Source organism: Priestia sp. SB1 (assembly GCF_038898415.1).
Map to the genome: position 1 here is coordinate 712358 of NZ_JBBJSS010000001.1, position 16605 is coordinate 728962.

General features: G+C 39.0%; 17 protein-coding genes. All 17 read right to left on the minus strand.

Annotation, left to right across the window (positions count from 1 at the left end; genetic code table 11):
* Nucleotides 1-6: 6 nt before the first annotated feature.
* Complete coding sequence (locus WKH56_RS03725) at nt 7-1269, minus strand: peptidase U32 family protein (RefSeq protein ID WP_342834722.1); 1263 nt, start codon at nt 1267-1269, stop codon at nt 7-9.
* A gap of 39 nt (nt 1270-1308) precedes the next feature.
* On the minus strand, nt 1309-2238 hold the full coding sequence (locus WKH56_RS03730) for a peptidase U32 family protein (protein WP_028411677.1): 930 nt from the start codon (nt 2236-2238) through the stop codon (nt 1309-1311).
* On the minus strand, nt 2235-2891 hold the full coding sequence (locus WKH56_RS03735; protein WP_028411678.1) for an O-methyltransferase: 657 nt from the start codon (nt 2889-2891) through the stop codon (nt 2235-2237). The genes WKH56_RS03730 and WKH56_RS03735 overlap by 4 nt, the downstream gene beginning before the upstream one ends.
* 181 nt (nt 2892-3072) lie before the next feature.
* Complete coding sequence (gene mltG / locus WKH56_RS03740; RefSeq protein WP_028411679.1) at nt 3073-4176, minus strand: endolytic transglycosylase MltG; 1104 nt, start codon at nt 4174-4176, stop codon at nt 3073-3075.
* Between the two features lie 412 nt (nt 4177-4588).
* Entirely contained in the window at nt 4589-4873 is a 285-nt protein-coding gene (locus tag WKH56_RS03745; RefSeq protein WP_013059285.1) for a DUF1292 domain-containing protein, read from the minus strand.
* A gap of 154 nt (nt 4874-5027) precedes the next feature.
* A complete protein-coding gene (gene ruvX, locus WKH56_RS03750) occupies nt 5028-5444 on the minus strand; it encodes a Holliday junction resolvase RuvX (protein ID WP_013059286.1) in 417 nt (138 codons plus the stop codon).
* Entirely contained in the window at nt 5445-5714 is a 270-nt protein-coding gene (locus tag WKH56_RS03755) for an IreB family regulatory phosphoprotein (RefSeq protein ID WP_013059287.1), read from the minus strand. It lies immediately after the preceding gene.
* A gap of 84 nt (nt 5715-5798) precedes the next feature.
* The gene (gene alaS / locus WKH56_RS03760; RefSeq protein WP_275210699.1) at nt 5799-8432 is read right to left on the minus strand and encodes an alanine--tRNA ligase; all 2634 of its coding nucleotides are present in this window, start codon (nt 8430-8432) and stop codon (nt 5799-5801) included.
* Between the two features lie 190 nt (nt 8433-8622).
* Nucleotides 8623-8757, minus strand: a complete 135-nt coding sequence (locus WKH56_RS03765) for a hypothetical protein (RefSeq protein WP_255219740.1) — start codon at nt 8755-8757, stop codon at nt 8623-8625.
* 63 nt (nt 8758-8820) lie between these two features.
* The gene (locus tag WKH56_RS03770) at nt 8821-9882 is read right to left on the minus strand and encodes an AI-2E family transporter (RefSeq protein ID WP_028411681.1); all 1062 of its coding nucleotides are present in this window, start codon (nt 9880-9882) and stop codon (nt 8821-8823) included.
* A 113-nt stretch (nt 9883-9995) separates the two neighbouring features.
* On the minus strand, nt 9996-10130 hold the full coding sequence (locus WKH56_RS03775) for a YrzQ family protein (protein WP_013059291.1): 135 nt from the start codon (nt 10128-10130) through the stop codon (nt 9996-9998).
* A 25-nt stretch (nt 10131-10155) separates the two neighbouring features.
* Nucleotides 10156-10347, minus strand: coding sequence for a hypothetical protein (locus WKH56_RS03780; protein WP_013059292.1), 192 nt, complete (start codon nt 10345-10347; stop codon nt 10156-10158).
* 141 nt (nt 10348-10488) lie between these two features.
* On the minus strand, nt 10489-12846 hold the full coding sequence (recD2, locus tag WKH56_RS03785; RefSeq protein WP_275210698.1) for an SF1B family DNA helicase RecD2: 2358 nt from the start codon (nt 12844-12846) through the stop codon (nt 10489-10491).
* A gap of 24 nt (nt 12847-12870) precedes the next feature.
* Nucleotides 12871-13530 (minus strand): tetratricopeptide repeat protein, encoded by a 660-nt coding sequence (locus WKH56_RS03790; RefSeq protein WP_013085089.1) that lies wholly within the window; start codon nt 13528-13530, stop codon nt 12871-12873.
* A gap of 157 nt (nt 13531-13687) precedes the next feature.
* Nucleotides 13688-14800: a tRNA 2-thiouridine(34) synthase MnmA gene (gene mnmA / locus WKH56_RS03795; RefSeq protein ID WP_275210697.1), complete on the minus strand. Its 1113-nt coding sequence runs from the start codon at nt 14798-14800 to the stop codon at nt 13688-13690.
* Between the two features lie 106 nt (nt 14801-14906).
* Complete coding sequence (locus tag WKH56_RS03800; protein WP_028411684.1) at nt 14907-16049, minus strand: cysteine desulfurase family protein; 1143 nt, start codon at nt 16047-16049, stop codon at nt 14907-14909.
* A 23-nt stretch (nt 16050-16072) separates the two neighbouring features.
* Nucleotides 16073-16489, minus strand: a complete 417-nt coding sequence (gene cymR / locus WKH56_RS03805; RefSeq protein ID WP_013059297.1) for a cysteine metabolism transcriptional regulator CymR — start codon at nt 16487-16489, stop codon at nt 16073-16075.
* Nucleotides 16490-16605 lie beyond the last annotated feature (116 nt).

Here is a 16605-nt window from a genome sequence, read left to right on the forward strand (position 1 = left end):
TTATATTTAAATCCCCTTTCGCATCATGTTATATGAAAATAGAGGTTGGTCCACTTTAAATTTCACAATTTGCAGCGGATGACGCGCAGCATCTAGTTCATTGCCATCTTCGTCCCAAATTTTATCTATTTTTTGCGTAAAGTTTTTAATTTCCGGACCAAAAAATTCCACTTCTTCTCCCGGTTTAAAATAGTTACGCTGTTGCAATGTCACGATGCTTGTTTCTTCATCATAATTCAATACTAAACCAGCAAAATCAAATTTTGTTTTCTTGCCGTGTACGCCAAACATTTGTTCATCCACTCCAGGAACCCCTTCAAAAAAGGCGGGAGCCGTATCGCGGTTCGCACATTTGTCTAGCTCATCAAGCCATTCTTTTTGAATCACAAAATTCTCAGGATCTGCACAGTATGCGTCAATCACTTTGCGATATACGCTCACCACTGTTGCAATATAGTGGATCGACTTCATACGTCCTTCAATTTTCAAGCTATCAATACCCAGCTCAATCATTTGAGGGATAGATTGAATTAAATTTAAATCTTTTGGACTCATTGCAAACGGATCGTCTTGCTCATCAAATAAAGGCGTTTCCGTTTTACCGTCTTCTACTTTAAATAAATCATAGTCCCAACGGCATGATTGACAGCAGCCTCCACGGTTTGAATCACGCGCTGTCATGTGGTTACTTAGCACGCAGCGGCCTGAATAAGCAATACACATCGCTCCGTGAATAAAAGCTTCAATTTCAATATCCACTTTTTCTTTCATTTCGCGCATTTCTTCAGCACCCGTTTCACGAGCAAGTACAACACGTTCTAATCCTTCTTCTTTCCAGAATTGAACGGCTTTCCAGTTTGAAAGTGATTGCTGGGTACTTAAGTGTACTTCAAGCTTAGGTGCAACGCATCGACAGGTTTCGATAATTAACGGATCAGCTACGATGATTCCAGAAACGCCAGCGCGCTCTAATCCCATTAAATAATCTTCAAGTCCGTCCATATTTTCATTGTGAGCAAAAATGTTTGTTGTAACATAAATACGTGCGCCGTATTTGTTTGCAAACTGAACACCTTCTGCCATTTCTTCAAATGTAAAGTTATCTGCATTTGAACGAAGGCCAAACTCTTTTCCTCCGATAAACACAGCATCTGCTCCATAGTGTACGGCAACTTTTAATTTTTCAAGGTTACCGGCTGGAGCTAACAACTCAGGCTTTTTAGTAATAACTCGTTTACCTTCTACTACAGTATCGATTTGAACAGCCATCGTTTGTACCTCCTTTGTTTATCTTTCTTTGCATGCTTTTTAATATACCGTTTCTTTAAAGAAAAACCCTGTGTCTAACGGGCGGTTAATTGGCTGCAAGCTTTCAATTTCTTCTAACAAATCGTCTTTAACGTTTTCGTATTCTTCACGGTCATCTACACATAAATCAATCGCTTGACGATATTTTTTTGTTACTTCTAAAATATATTGCGGTGACTTTAATACGCCGTCAATTTTAAATACATCTACTTCAGCGTCAATCATTTCGGAAAGCTCATCGATAATGCACATATCATTTGGACTCATAATATGCGTTCCATTTTCATCTTCGAAAATTGGATACTTATTGTTTCGCTCATTATCAAGTAAAAACATATCTTTTTCTACTTTACGATTTTCAATTTCCATGACTTTTCCTTGATACTCAAAGTAGTTGCCAAGAAGTGAACGTTTCGATTGGAACATACACGTCATGCCATGCACCTGAACTTCAATTTCTACTTCGGCTTTTTCTTTGATATCAATGATGCTATCCATGCTTAGCTCACGAGCAAGAACTGCACGCTTAGCTCCTTTGCGGCCCCAGTAGTTACATGAATACCAGTTTGTTCCCGTTGTTTCAGTACTCCAGTGCATCTTCATTTCTGGAGCTGTTTCACGCACTGCCATTAATACAGCCGGATCTCCAAATACAATCGCATCCACGCTTGCTTCTTTTAAGAATAAAATATATTCATTTAATTCGGCGATTTTATCATTGTGAAATAATCCGTTCATCGCTACGTAGACTTTTGCATCATGCTGATGAGCAATATTTACAGCTTCTACGATATCTTCACGTTTGAATTCACCTGCTAAACGCAAACCGTAGCGCTGTTCACCAACCATAATAGCCGTTGCTCCAGCTTGTAGTAATGATTCGATTTCCGAAACTGCAGTTGGTGTCACTAATAGTTCTGGTTTTTTCATTCTTGGTCACCTCTTTTAATACTAATCGCGATTCCGTCTCCAATAGGGAGAATAGTTGTATAATAATCGGGATGATTCATCAGCCACGTATTGTATGCCTGAATTTTTTTAATTAAGCTGCGGCGTCGACGTGTTTCTACTTCCGCCAAATCGGTCGCTACGTGACCTTTAAATAGTACGTTATCCGAAATAATCATTCCTTTAGAAGATAGCATCGGCTCATAATGTTCGAAAAAACGCTGATACTGACCTTTAGCTGCATCGATAAAGACTGCATCATAAGGACCATGACGTTCAATTTCATCTCTAAGCTCAAGTGCATCTCCAAACAACGAAACAATTTTATCTTGTTTTCCCGCCCGTTCAATAAACTCTTGCGCTTTTTGGTAACGCTCTTCATTTCGTTCTACCGTAACCACTCGTGCCTCTGGAAGCGCATGGGTGATTCGAATAGACGAATATGCAATCGCTGTTCCAATTTCTAATATATGTTTTGGCTGATGAAGACGAAGAATTTGCAATAGCGTTTCAACACCAATCAATTCCATAATCGGAACGTGATGTTCTTCTGCATAAGCTTCCATTTCTTCAATAAGCTCCTGGCGCTTAGGAATAAGCTTTTCCACATACTGCTCTACGTTTTGTAAAAGCAAAACACTTCCTCCGTTCTCAGAAGTACATTTTACATTATGTTTTCATAACGTTTCATTACTGCAAAATAGTAAGACAACTAGTCTATTATAAGTTTTTTTCGTTTTTACGTAAACCCGATATATTTTAACATAAAAGATGGGGAATGCGAAGTATCGCGATTCCCCAATTTTAAATTTCCAATTATTTTTCGGTATTTTGCTTTTCTTTACCTGTAATATGCTTGGCTTTTTCTTTGTTATGTTCTTCTAACGTTTTGGTAAAAATAACTTTTCCTTCAGGTGTAGCCAAGAAGTATAAATAATCTGTATTGGCTGGATGTAACGCAGCTTTGATTGACATCAATCCAGAGCTGGCAATTGGTCCTGGAGGCAACCCCTTTACTTTATACGTATTGTAAGGAGAGTCCACTTCTAAATGCTTATAGAACACCCGGTCTTTATGCTCTCCTAAGGCATATAATACGGTTGGATCCGTTTGAAGAGGCATGTTTTTTTCAAGGCGATTATAAAAGACACTGGCAATTTTTTCTCGGTCGACTTTCGCAGTCGCTTCCTCTTCAATTAGAGAAGACATGGTTAACAATTTATGTGCACTAAATTTTTTCTTTTCCATTTGCCCACTGTACTGACCTAATACATTATTTGTTTTCCCTACCATTTTATCCAATATTTCATCTAACGACACATTTTTATCATAAAAATCATACGTAACGGGATATAAATAACCTTCTAGCGGATGTTTAATATCTTTTTGCATCACTTCATCCGTTACTAAATCTGGATACTTTTCTTTCATTTTATTGATGAATGCCTTATCGTCTAGCTTTTTCATGACTTCGTCTTTTGTAAACTTTGTATTTTTAGCAATGATATCAGCAATTTCGACAAGCTGGCGTCCTTCTGGAATGGTGACACGAATATCAGGTTGTTTTGAAACCTCGCCTTTTTCCATTTTTTCAACCATTTCCCCTAAGCTCATGGAAGGAGAAAATAAATACGTTCCAGCTTGAAATCCAGATACATGGGTTAATTTTACGTAATAGCGAAAGGCACTTTTACTTTTAATTAAATCTTCTTTTTTCAATACCGTACCAATCGATTGAACGGAAGAACCTTGTGGAATGGTCACATTTACTTTTTTATTGCTGTTTCGATCCACGGGTGTTAAGCGGGATTGAGCATAGAAAAATGCACCGCCAACAAGTAAAAGAAGTACGATAATTGTAATAAAAATAACTCGTTTTTTCCTTGAACGATTAGGTGGTAAAAATGTTTGTTGCGACAAGCAGCTTCCTGGTTAAATCTACTTCTGTAAAAGAAGATACAACCAGTTTCACCTCTTTTCTTCTTGATTTTTTGTAAGTATGAACAGAGAGGATACATGAGATTGCGATTCATTCGTATCTCCTATAGGTGTGAGATGGTATCGCTTCCTTAAACTATCGCCTCTCCTAAATTTTTTCCATGATTTATGTTATTGTCTGCCCAAAGTCTAGTTTCATCCGTTCAAACAATGAATTCTTTTATTAAAATGCACTCTCACACGCAGGAATTATTATACTACAATTTATCTCATTTTTCGTCATTATCATACAATCTCCCCTAAGAATGCAAGGAAAAACCTTTTTATATCTAAAAAGAACGGCCGCTATGTAAAAAAAAGCTGATAACGATTGTCATCAGCTTTTTCACTATAATTATTCGCCTTCTTCGTCAAGGAATGTGTTAACCATTTCCTCAACCATGTCCCACTCTTCTTCTGTTTCAATCGGTTGAAGCTCGCCGTCTTGACCGTCTTCACTTGGTGTGAAAGCAGATGCATGAATTTCAATTTCTTCTTCATCATCTTGGTCTGCTCCGATTGGATAGTAAATTACATATGATTTGTTATATTGATCAGAATCAAATGTGAATAAAATTTCGCATAGCTGCTCATTTCCATTCTCATCGACGATTGTAATTTTATTTTCTTCTACGCTCATGTTTGCACCTCATTTTATATTGTAAGCTCTTAGCTTAACTTTTTCTTCAGCGAAAAGCAAGCTGTTCAGTTATTTCACTTCCCTTTTACGTACAAAAGAATATGTAAAAGGGAAAGTCATAACTTGTCAGCTTAAGCAAAGCCTGCTGCTTTTCTTATTGCTTGCTGTCTAAGTATCCTTGAAGAATCATAACAGCTGCCATTTTATCGATTACTTTTTTGCGTTTCTTGCGGCTTACGTCGGCAGACAGCAGTACTCGCTCTGCTGCCATCGTTGACAAGCGCTCGTCCCACATCATCGTTTCAATGTTAAGTTTTTCTTTGACGTTGTCAGCAAACTCGATGCACGCTTCGCCTCGAGGGCCAATCGTACCATTCATATTTTTAGGAAGACCCACTACGATTTTCTCTACGGAATATTCGTCAATTAACTGCTGTAAACGAGGATATGATTGCTCCATCTGCTCATCTGCAATTTTAATTGTTTCAATTCCTTGCGCTGTCCATCCCATTTCATCACTAACTGCCACACCAATTGTTTTGGTTCCTACATCTAATCCTAATACGCGCATTTATGAATCCTTTCGATGCTGTTGTAAATAAGATTTAACAAGTTCTTCAATGAGCTCGTCTCGCTCTAACTGGCGAATTGTGTTTCTCGCATCGTTATGACGAGGAATGTAAGCAGGGTCTCCTGATAACAAATACCCAACGATTTGGTTAATCGGGTTGTAGCCTTTTTCTTGCAGTGCGTCATAAACCGTAAACAATACTTCATGTACGTTTGTTTCAGCTGGCTCATCTTGAAAATTAAATTGCATGGTTTTATCAAATGAACTCACGGTCCCACCTCACTCTCTTAATTTGTGAACACATTGTGCACTATGCTAAGTCTTATTTATATTGTACACCAAGAAAGAGGAGAATTAAACGGATTTAACCCATTCTTCTACAGTGCCAAGTGCTTTTTCAATTTGGCTAGCGTCTTTTCCTCCAGCTTGCGCCATGTCAGGGCGTCCGCCTCCGCCTCCGCCGCAAATCGTTGCTACTTCTTTAACAAGTTTGCCAGCATGATGGCCTTTAGCAATTAAATCTTTTGTTACACCTGCAATAATATTTACCTTTTCACCTTGTGGAGAAGCTAATACGATCACAGCAGATTCTAATTTTTGTTTTAAATCATCAACCATTGCACGAAGGTTATTCATATCCGTTGCATTCACTTTTGCTGCTAGGACATTTACACCATTAATGTTTTGCACGCGGTCAACAAGATTGCCAGCTTCAATATTGCCAAGCTTTGTAGATAGTGAATCATTTTCACGCTGAAGATTACGAATTTCTTCTAGTAATCCTTCAACGCGCCCTACTAAATCGCGCGGGTTGGATTTTACTTTTGCCGCAGCTTCTTTTAGTAAACCTACTTGATCATTCATTAACTGATAGGCAGCTTTTCCAGTTACAGCTTCAATACGTCGAGTACCTGCACCGATTCCAGATTCTGATACAATTTTAAATAAACCGATAACAGATGTATTTGGTACGTGACATCCACCACATAATTCTAAGCTGTAGTCGCCTACTTGTACTACGCGCACGATATCTCCGTATTTCTCACCAAATAGTGCCATTGCACCCATCGCTTTTGCTTCGTCAATTGCTTTGTTTTCAATTTGTACAGAGATGCTGTCCCAAATCTTTTCATTAACGATTTGTTCAATTTTCTCAATCTCTTCTTGTGTCACTTGACCAAAGTGAGAGAAGTCAAAGCGCAAGCGATCCGTTGTTACTAAAGAACCCGCTTGATTAACATGCGTTCCTAACGTATCTTTTAATGCTTGATGCAATAAATGCGTTGCCGTATGGTTTTTCACAATTGCACTGCGGTTTTCTTCATCAAGCGTTGCCATGTATGTTTCACCTTTTACAAGCTCACCGCTTGTTACAGATACCGTTTGGACATTTTGACCATTTGGCGCTTTTTGAACGTCTTTTACTTCCGCTTTTCCTGAAGCACTTTGGATCGTACCTTGGTCCGCAATTTGACCGCCGCTTTCTGCGTAGAATGGCGTGTGGCTTAAAATGACTTGCGCTTCTGTTCCAGCTTCAGCACGGTCAACAAGCTCACCGTCTACAATAATTGCTTCAACAACTGTTTCTACTTCATTTTTATCATAGCCCACAAACTCACTTGCAACCGTTACTTCACCAAGTACGCCGCCTTGAACTTGCATAGAACTAGAATCTTGACGAGCAGCACGCGCACGCTCACGCTGTGCTTCCATTTCACGTTCAAAACCTGCATGATCGATTTTCATGTTCTCATCTTCTGCGTATTCTTCCGTTAATTCAACAGGGAAGCCATACGTATCATATAGACGGAAAACATCTTCGCCTTGTACCGTATCACTGTTTTGCGCTTTTTCTTTTTTAATAACAGTTGCCAAGATAGCTAGTCCGTCATTTAACGTTTCGTGAAAACGCTCTTCTTCATTTTTGACTACGCGCTGGATAAAATCCGTTTTTTCCTTTACTTCCGGATAGAAATCAACCATGATTTCACCTACTACCGGCACTAGGTCGTACATGAACGGACGATTAATGTTTAACTTTTTAGCATAGCGAACTGCTCGGCGTAACAAACGACGTAGTACATACCCGCGGCCTTCATTTGAAGGAAGAGCACCATCACCTACAGCAAATGTTACCGTACGAATGTGGTCAGCAATGACTTTAAATGCCGTATCTTGCTCATCATTTGTACGATATTTAGCGCCTGAAATATTTTCTGTTGCTTCAATAATTGGCATAAACAAATCTGTATCAAAGTTTGTTTGCACATCTTGAATAACAGAAACCATACGCTCTAAGCCCATTCCTGTATCAATATTTTTCTTTGGAAGCGGCGTGTACGTATTATCAGGATTATGATTAAACTGAGAAAATACAAGGTTCCAAATTTCTAAATAACGCTCATTTTCTCCACCTGGATATAATTCGGGATCAGTTAGGTCATTTCCATATGCTTCTCCGCGATCATAAAAGATCTCTGTATTTGGACCACTCGGACCTTCTCCAATATCCCAGAAGTTACCTTCTAAACGAATGATACGCTCTTTAGGCACGCCCATTTTTTCATTCCAGATCTTAAATGCTTCTTCATCTTCAGGGTGAACTGTTACAGATAGCTTATCTGCGTCGAATCCAATCCATTTATCGCTCGTTAAGAATTCCCATGCCCATTGGATTGCTTCTTCTTTGAAATAATCACCGATAGAGAAGTTACCAAGCATTTCAAAAAACGTATGATGGCGAGCCGTTTTACCTACGTTTTCGATATCGTTTGTACGAATAGATTTTTGTGCGTTACAAATACGCGGATTTTGAGGAATAACACGACCATCAAAATATTTTTTTAATGTAGCTACTCCACTGTTAATCCATAATAAAGATGGATCTTCATGCGGAACTAAAGATGCGCTTGGTTCTACATCATGGCCTTTTTCTTTAAAGAAATCTAAATACATTTGACGAACTTGTGCTGACGTCAGTTTTTTCATGATTGGTCCTCCTTTAATACTCTTCTTATTTATAGACAAAAAAATGATGACATAAAAGCATCTATTTTCCCTGTGTCCAAAAGTAATTGCTAGTTATTTGCACACAAAAAAACTCTCATCCCTGTAGCAGGGACGAGAGTTGAACTCGCGGTACCACCCTGATTATAAATGCCAAAAGCATTTATCACCTTCATAGCGTTAACGTTGCTGACACGGCAGGTTTTAGCCTGCACTCTGGACTAGCGTTCAGCTGCTCTTTGTTTAGCGCTTCTTTCAGCCAAGGAAGCCCTTCTCTAAAAACCAGTGTGCAACGTACTCGATCCATCATTGTGTTCAAAATATGTAGCGTTTTCTTATGGCGATATTATGACAAATTAACCGCTCTTTGTCAATGTTTGAGCGTATAAGAGCGAATATGCAAAATAGATATTTTAACGACTGCTAAAATTGGCACAGCCAAAATGAGACCCAATACTCCTCCAAACTCTCCTCCTAAAAGGAGCGCAAGCATGATAAACAAAGGATGAATATGAAGGCTCTTTCCTACGATAAGCGGAGACAGAACATTTCCTTCTAGAAACTGCAGCACAAAGATAATAATGACAATGGTAATAACCAACTTTATCGAGATAGTTGCTGCAATAATAGCTGCTGGAACCGCACCAATAATCGGGCCAAAATACGGAATGATATTCGTTACGCCAATAATAAAGCCTAAAAGAAGTGCATAAGGTACATGAAAGAACCAAAGTGCTGCTGTGGCAATCACACCAATAATGAGACAAACAAAAAATTGTCCTCTAATATAATTGCCAAGCGATTCATTCACATCCGATAAAAAACGTTCGCCTGGTTTGTGCCACTTTTTAGGTGTGACATAAGCTGTTGCTTTCTTAATAGAGGAAAAATCCTTCAGCATATAAAAAACAATAAATGGAATAATGATTAAAATCAAAAAAGAGGTAATCAATGATTTTAATCCTTCCGCCACTTTTGTAAGCCACACGTTGAGCGTAGCCTCTACATCATCAATGCTGCCTTCAATTTTCTCATGTACACCGTTTGGAAGTGAAGTTGTACGATCATGAATCGATTCTACCCAATGTCTATATGTATTCGTAAAATGAGGCAGCTGTTCATTTAAATCTTTTACTTGTTCCACAAAAATAGGATACGACTTATAGGCTCCGAACCCGATTCCTCCAAAAAAGATAATGTAGATCAGTAAAATAGCTAGAGGACGAGGCACGCCTTTATCATGCGTTTTTTCAATAAGCGGATGAAGTAAATATGTAATGAATGCTGCAATAAAAAAAGGCAGCAGTGCTTTTAAAAACATGTAAATAACAGGCAGCCATAAAAACTGGACTTTAAAAAAGACTAATACGCACAGCAGTGCTAATAACAGCAGTCCGAATCTATAGAACCATTTGAATGAACTATCTTTCAACGTAAACTCCTCCTCCCTTCTATTTTTTGATAAAGAAAGGAGTTTATACATGCAGTTGTATCTTCTGCCTGCAAAAAAGCACTATTGCAGCTCAGTGCAATAGTGCTTTTTTATTAGTGAATAGCTTTCATCATACGTTTACGCATTTTTTTCATATTTCTTTTTGTAAACATCTCTCGATCATCTGCCATTTTAAATGCATAAGCTCCAAGACCGAAAGCGACTACTGACGGAATGATTCTGCCCATTGCTCTTCCTCCCGGTAAAAAAGAATTAGAAATTGATTGTGCGCTCGTCATCTGAGAACAAATCATCAAGCGAGCTCAATGTTCCATCTTCTTCTACTTGGTGAGTATTAATTTGTCCTTTTGAAATAGTCATTTCAATAAAACAATTCCAGCAGTAATACTGATTTACACCAATTTTGCCAACGTCAATACTTTTACAGTTTGGACATTTAAACAAAGTCGACACCTCTTTATACGTTCTACTTATATAAACGCATTATGTCCACTTTTTTTCACGCCCATACTTTATTTTCTGACAATTAGCAAAGAAGGATGGCAACAAAGGAGTTTATTTAACTCTTTGTTAGCATGCGAAAGGTTACATGAAATCATACGGCGTAACGTTTTCCATCCCAATATTTGCATCTTTCATAAATGGAATTTCAGGATCTTCTATGTCGTTATCCAAGCTTTCTCGAAGCAGGGGCTGTAAATTCGTTTGTCGAATGCTGTCTTCATTCCGGCTGACTCCAAGCTGAAACGCTTCGTCTTCGCCGCATAAAATTAAAAACTGTTTACTTCGCGTAACGGCGGTATAAAGTAAATTGCGTCGCAGCATCCGGTAATAGCTTTTGACAATTGGAAGCACAACAATGGGAAATTCACTTCCCTGCGATTTATGAATGGAACAGCAGTATGCATGAGTTATTTGATTAAAGTCTTGCTTTGTATAAGTTACTTCGTTTCCTTCATATGAAATAACCAGCATATCCTGTTTTTCCGTATTTTCTTTGGCAAAGAAAACTGAGACGATTTCTCCCATATCTCCGTTAAATACGTTGCTATCCGGCTGATTTACAAGCTGCAGCACTTTATCTCCGACTCGGTACGTAATATCTCCGTGCTTAAGCTCTCTTCTTTGCTCAGAAGCCGGGTTAAATAATTCCTGAAGAACTTCATTCAGTTTATCAATCCCTGCAGGACCTTTATACATAGGAGCTAGAACTTGAATATCTTTAGCCGTATAGCCTTTTTTTAACGCATTCCCGCAAACTTGTTGCACGACATTCGTGATGTGCTGTCCTTGACAGCGAATAAAGGAACGATCTCCTTGCTGCCTCGATAAGTCTTCCGGAAGCTTTCCTTTTTTTATTTCATGAGCCAAATCAATAATCGACGACCCTTCCGCTTGCCGGTATACATCTGTCAGACGGACGGTAGGAACTACTTCTGAACTTAGTAAATCTTTTAACACCTGTCCCGGACCTACTGAAGGAAGCTGGTCTTCGTCTCCAACTAAAATAACCTGTAAATTAGCAGGAAGAGACTTAAACAGCTGATGAGCAAGCCACAAATCTACCATCGATACTTCATCCACAATCAATAATTTTCCGTCAACTGGATTCTCCTCATTATGGTCAAATCCTTCTTGTCCGTTCCATTTTAATAATCTGTGAATCGTAACTGCCGGAAGTCCGGTCGCTTCGCTCATTCGTTTAGCAGCGCGTCCAGTAGGTGCCACAAGTAAAACAGGAAAAGCTTCATCTTTTTTATAGTCCCCTGGATTTAACGAACATCCGTGAAGTTCTGCATAGAGTTCGACTATTCCTTTAATAACCGTTGTTTTCCCTGTACCTGGTCCACCTGTTAAAAGAAGCATTGGAGACATTAAAGCAGTTTGTATGCCCTTGCGCTGAGACGGTGCATATTGCACGTCTAATCGCTCTTCTAGTTCACCTAAAGCTAGTAAAAATTCTGATTCTGGAAACTGCTCTTCGTATTGCGTTTGGGCCATAATTTTTTGAATAGCTTTAACCAGCCCTTTTTCAGCATAGAAAAGGGGAGGAAAATAAATTTTTTCGTCTTGAATGATAAGCTTTTTGTCTGCTTTTAATGCGTCCACTTCTCTTGTAAGATCCATTTCAGACAGATTCTCATGCCTGCTTTTTCGAAGAAGCTCTGCTGTTTTTCCATACAGCTGATCTGCCGTGACGTATACATGTCCCATTTGATTACATTCTTGCTCAATGACGTATAAAATACCTGCACGCAAACGATCAGGATGGTTGGTTGCCATACCAAGCCTCTTTCCAAGTTCATCGGCCCTGCTAAAACCAATACCTTGAATATCTTCTACGAGCTGATAAGGATTATTTTGAACAATTTCAAGCGCTTCTTGTTTGTACGCTTGGAAAATCTTCATCGAAAGCTGCGGTCCAAACCCGAGGTCTGTCAGCTTTACCATTACTTCTTCTAACCCTTGATGTTCACGAAGCTGCGTTACTAAAGCCTCTGCCTTGTCGGCTGAAAGCCTCGGAACCTCTTTTAGCACGGACTCATTTTGCAAAATACGAAAAATAGCGCGTTCTCCTAGGGCGTCCACAATATTTTCAGCGGTTTTTTTACCGATTCCGTGAAATAAATCGCTTGATAGGTACTGAACAACCCCTTGCCTTGATTGCGGAAGTTCTTTTTTAAACTGCTCAACATGAAATTGCAGACCAAACTTTGGATGCTCTTTGAAGTCCCCGTAAAATGTGTATACTTCATCTTCATTAAGCTTAGGAAAATAGCCTGTAACGACCGTTTCTTTATCTTCAATCTCTAAATTTGTTTTTTTGATCCGTATCCGCGTAACGTTATATAAGTTTTCTTCGTTATGAAAAACCGTTACAATTGACGTGCCGCTTATATAATGACGTTCTGGCTGTGAAGGGTTCACTAGTTCTTCGTTCATGTTATCCTTCCTTTACCCGCTTTCTTAATGTTCTAATGTAGACAGAACTTGTTTAGCATTTGCTGCCATTACGTGATCTGGCTGCACGTTTAAAGCTTCATCTAACATCTCAATTGCTTTGTCCTTATCATCTTTCATGGCATACGCTACGCCCAAATTATAGAAAGCATCGGCATGTTCTGGCTCTTGATTTACTACCTTAAGAAATTCAGCAATCGCTTCATCTACCATTTCGAGCTGTGCTAAACAAAGACCGTACTGAAATTTTGCTTCTACATCATGTTCGTTTAGTTCTACCGCTCGCTGCAGATAAGGCATCGCAAAACGAATTTCTTCCATATGAAACAGCGTTAAACCAAGCATAAAGTAGGCATCGGATGAATCTAAGCCTTTTTTGATTGCTAAATCAAAGTAGTGCTTTGCCTGCTCAAGCTGCTCTGCATTAAAATAAATATTTCCTGCTCCGTAATACGCTGTTGCCGTTTCTTCATCTAATTCAATCGCACGTTCATAAAATTTCAAAGCACGATCCATCTCACTAACAGCCGCTAACAAATTGCCAAAATTCACATACACAATTGGATCTTTTGGATTATCTTCAATTGCTTCTGAAAATGTTTTAGCAGCCTCTTCAAATTTCCCTTCCTGCATATACTGAATTCCTAGCTGATTTTTATCTGTCATTTTTTCGTTCACTCCACTGTTTTAGTTATGATTTAAAAGATTTTCACATCATGAAAATCTAGAATATGTAAGTTATTAGTTTACCCAATAAGTAAAGTATATCATAGAAAAACCTCAGCTATATACAGCTGAGGTTTTTCGTTCTTGCTTATATAAATTATACGTACCAAATTTGCTCTTCTTCTTGAAATACTTTGTCAATAGTTGCTCCGCCAAGACATTCGTCATCTTTGTAAAACACAACTGCTTGACCTGGCGTAATTGCCCGCACGGGTTCAGCAAAAATAACTTTAATTGTATCATCATCGACTTTCTCAACGGTTACTGCTGAATCGGTTTGACGATAGCGGAATTTTGCTGTGCACGTCATTGGTGACGACCAGTCACGGTCGCTTACCCAGCTGACATTTGTTGCTGTAAGAGATGTAGAATAAAGCAGCTCATTGTGAAAGCCTTGATCGACGTATAAGACGTTTTTTTCTAAATCTTTTCCAACTACAAACCAAGGTTCGCCGCTGCCTCCGATACCCAAACCATGGCGTTGACCAATCGTGTAGTACATAAGGCCGTCATGCTTGCCTTTCACTTCGCCGTCAAGCGTTTGCATCACACCTGGCTGAGCAGGAAGATACTGACTTAAAAATTCCTTGAAGTTGCGTTCGCCAATAAAGCAAATACCTGTGCTGTCTTTTTTCGTTGCTGTAGCAAGGCCTGCTTCTTTTGCAATTTCACGCACTTTTGATTTCTCAATTTCTCCAATTGGGAACATTACTTTTGAAAGCTGATCTTGTCCTAATTGATTTAAGAAATACGTTTGATCTTTATTTCCATCTACGCCTCGAAGCATTTTATACTCCCCGTCACGATACGCAACGCGTGCATAATGTCCTGTCGCTAGATAGTCTGCTCCTAGCTTCATTGCATGCTCCAAAAAGGCTTTGAATTTAATTTCTTTATTACACATTACATCAGGATTCGGTGTACGACCTGCTTTATATTCATCTAAAAAGTAGGTGAATACTTTATCCCAATATTGTTTCTCAAAGTTGACTGCATAGTAGGGAATACCAATTTGATTACATACGCGAATAACATCGTTATAATCTTCAGTCGCAGTACAAACGCCGTTTTCATCCGTATCGTCCCAGTTTTTCATAAAGATTCCGATCACATCGTATCCTTGTTGTTTTAATAAAAGAGCTGCTACAGATGAATCAACGCCTCCGCTCATTCCGACTACTACACGTGTATCTTTAGGTGATTTTGTCAACTTCGCCACCTCCGTTTTCTTCATTTTAATTAAATTGTTCGCTAAAAAGCGAAAGAAACGACACAAACCATCAGTGAGGGATGAAGACCCTACTGATGGCTGCTATTTACATCGTTAGTCGCTTAACGATGTTTGCTGTTTGACGTGCGGTTTTTTCAATTTGCTCAGCAGAGTTTCCTAGGCCAAAGCTAAATCGAATAGAAGTTGTTAAACGCTCAGACCCTTTTCCAAACATAGCAACAAGCACATGAGAAGGATCGATTGCTCCCGCTGTGCAAGCTGAACCGCTCGATGCCGCAATTCCTGCTAAGTCTAAATTTACGAGCATCGATTCAACATTTGTTTTTGGAAATGATAAATTTAACACATGTGGCAGAGCATTTTCAAGATGTCCGTTAATTTCAAATGAAATACCTTCTTCTTTCAACACAGCTACCATTATTTCTTTGTATCTTCTATATTCATCTGCACGTGTTTGCAGCGTTTGTTGCGAAATTTTCACAGCTTCTTCAAACCCGACGATACTTGTCATGTTCTCAGTTCCAGCTCGTCGTTTGCGCTCTTGTTCTCCTCCAAATAGCAAAGGAGACAGTGAAACGTGAGCAGCTGCATATAAAAAGCCCATCCCTTTTGGTCCGTTAATTTTATGAGCCGAAACGGATAAAAGATCGACACCTAATTGTTGCACATTTAACGGAATTAATCCATAAGCTTGCACTGCATCCGTGTGGAAATATGCTCCATGCTCTTTTAATAGAACTCCAATTTCTCCAATTGGCTGAATAGCACCTACTTCATTATTTCCAAACATCACCGACACAAGAATTGTTTGATCCGTTAGGGCTGATTTTATTTCATCCACAGATACTTGTCCGTACTCATTAACTGGTAGGTAAGTCACTTCAAAGCCCTGTGTTTCTAAATATTCACACGTATGAAGCACAGCGTGGTGTTCAATTTGCGTGGTAATAATATGATTTCCTTTATGGCGGTTTGCAAGAGCGACTCCGATCAGTGCCATATTATCTGCTTCTGTCCCACCACTTGTAAAAATCAGTTCATTTTCGTGTGCTCCAATACTTGCTGCAATCGTTTGGCGAGCTTCGTCTAAATAGCGTCGACTTTCCCGCCCGTAGTGATGAATACTAGACGGATTTCCAAAGTACTCATGCATAAAAGTCGTCATTTTCTCAACGACTGCTGGATGTATTGGAGACGTTGCTGCATGATCAACATAAATACGTTCCAAAATAAACGCCTCCTAGCTCATTATTAAATATAAAACATATAAGACGCTTGATCATCATCAGAATGATTTGCTAAATCTTCAAGCGTTGTACTATCTAGCACTTCTTTAACTGCATCTCGAATACGAATCCACAGCTCGCGTTTTGCAGGCTCTTCATCTTCAATTCCTTCTACAGGACTAATAGGACCTTCTAAAACGGAAATAATATCGCCAGAAGTAATGTTAGCAGGTTCATGTGCCAAGATGTAACCTCCATAAGCTCCGCGCACGCTTTTTACAAGCCCAGCGTTACGCAGCGGTGAAATAAGCTGCTCTAAATAATGTTCAGATAAATCATGCGTTTGAGCAATAGTTTTAAGCGAGATAGGACCTTCTCCAAAGCGCTTCGCAAGCTCAATCATAATCGTTAAACCGTAGCGTCCTTTTGTTGAAATTTTCATACGATACACTCCTTCAATACACTTTTTTTATTTATGAAAAAAATAAGACCCTCACGTTGTCACTGAATGCTGTGATGAGTCGTTTTTTACTAAGCTATATGAACTTCTCTATACGC

What these genes read in the sequence shown, in the direction of transcription:
- WKH56_RS03725 (WP_342834722.1), bottom strand. Translation starts at nt 1,269, where the DNA reads ATGGCTGTTCAAATCGATACTGTAGTAGAAGGTAAACGAGTTATTACT.
- cymR (WP_013059297.1), bottom strand. Translation starts at nt 16,489, where the DNA reads ATGAAAATTTCAACAAAAGGACGCTACGGTTTAACGATTATGATTGAG.
- WKH56_RS03790 (WP_013085089.1), bottom strand. Translation starts at nt 13,530, where the DNA reads ATGACAGATAAAAATCAGCTAGGAATTCAGTATATGCAGGAAGGGAAA.
- WKH56_RS03775 (WP_013059291.1), bottom strand. Translation starts at nt 10,130, where the DNA reads ATGGGCAGAATCATTCCGTCAGTAGTCGCTTTCGGTCTTGGAGCTTAT.
- WKH56_RS03730 (WP_028411677.1), bottom strand. Translation starts at nt 2,238, where the DNA reads ATGAAAAAACCAGAACTATTAGTGACACCAACTGCAGTTTCGGAAATC.
- WKH56_RS03745 (WP_013059285.1), bottom strand. Translation starts at nt 4,873, where the DNA reads ATGAGCGTAGAAGAAAATAAAATTACAATCGTCGATGAGAATGGAAAT.
- recD2 (WP_275210698.1), bottom strand. Translation starts at nt 12,846, where the DNA reads ATGAACGAAGAACTAGTGAACCCTTCACAGCCAGAACGTCATTATATA.
- ruvX (WP_013059286.1), bottom strand. Translation starts at nt 5,444, where the DNA reads ATGCGCGTATTAGGATTAGATGTAGGAACCAAAACAATTGGTGTGGCA.
- alaS (WP_275210699.1), bottom strand. Translation starts at nt 8,432, where the DNA reads ATGAAAAAACTGACGTCAGCACAAGTTCGTCAAATGTATTTAGATTTC.
- WKH56_RS03765 (WP_255219740.1), bottom strand. Translation starts at nt 8,757, where the DNA reads ATGGATCGAGTACGTTGCACACTGGTTTTTAGAGAAGGGCTTCCTTGG.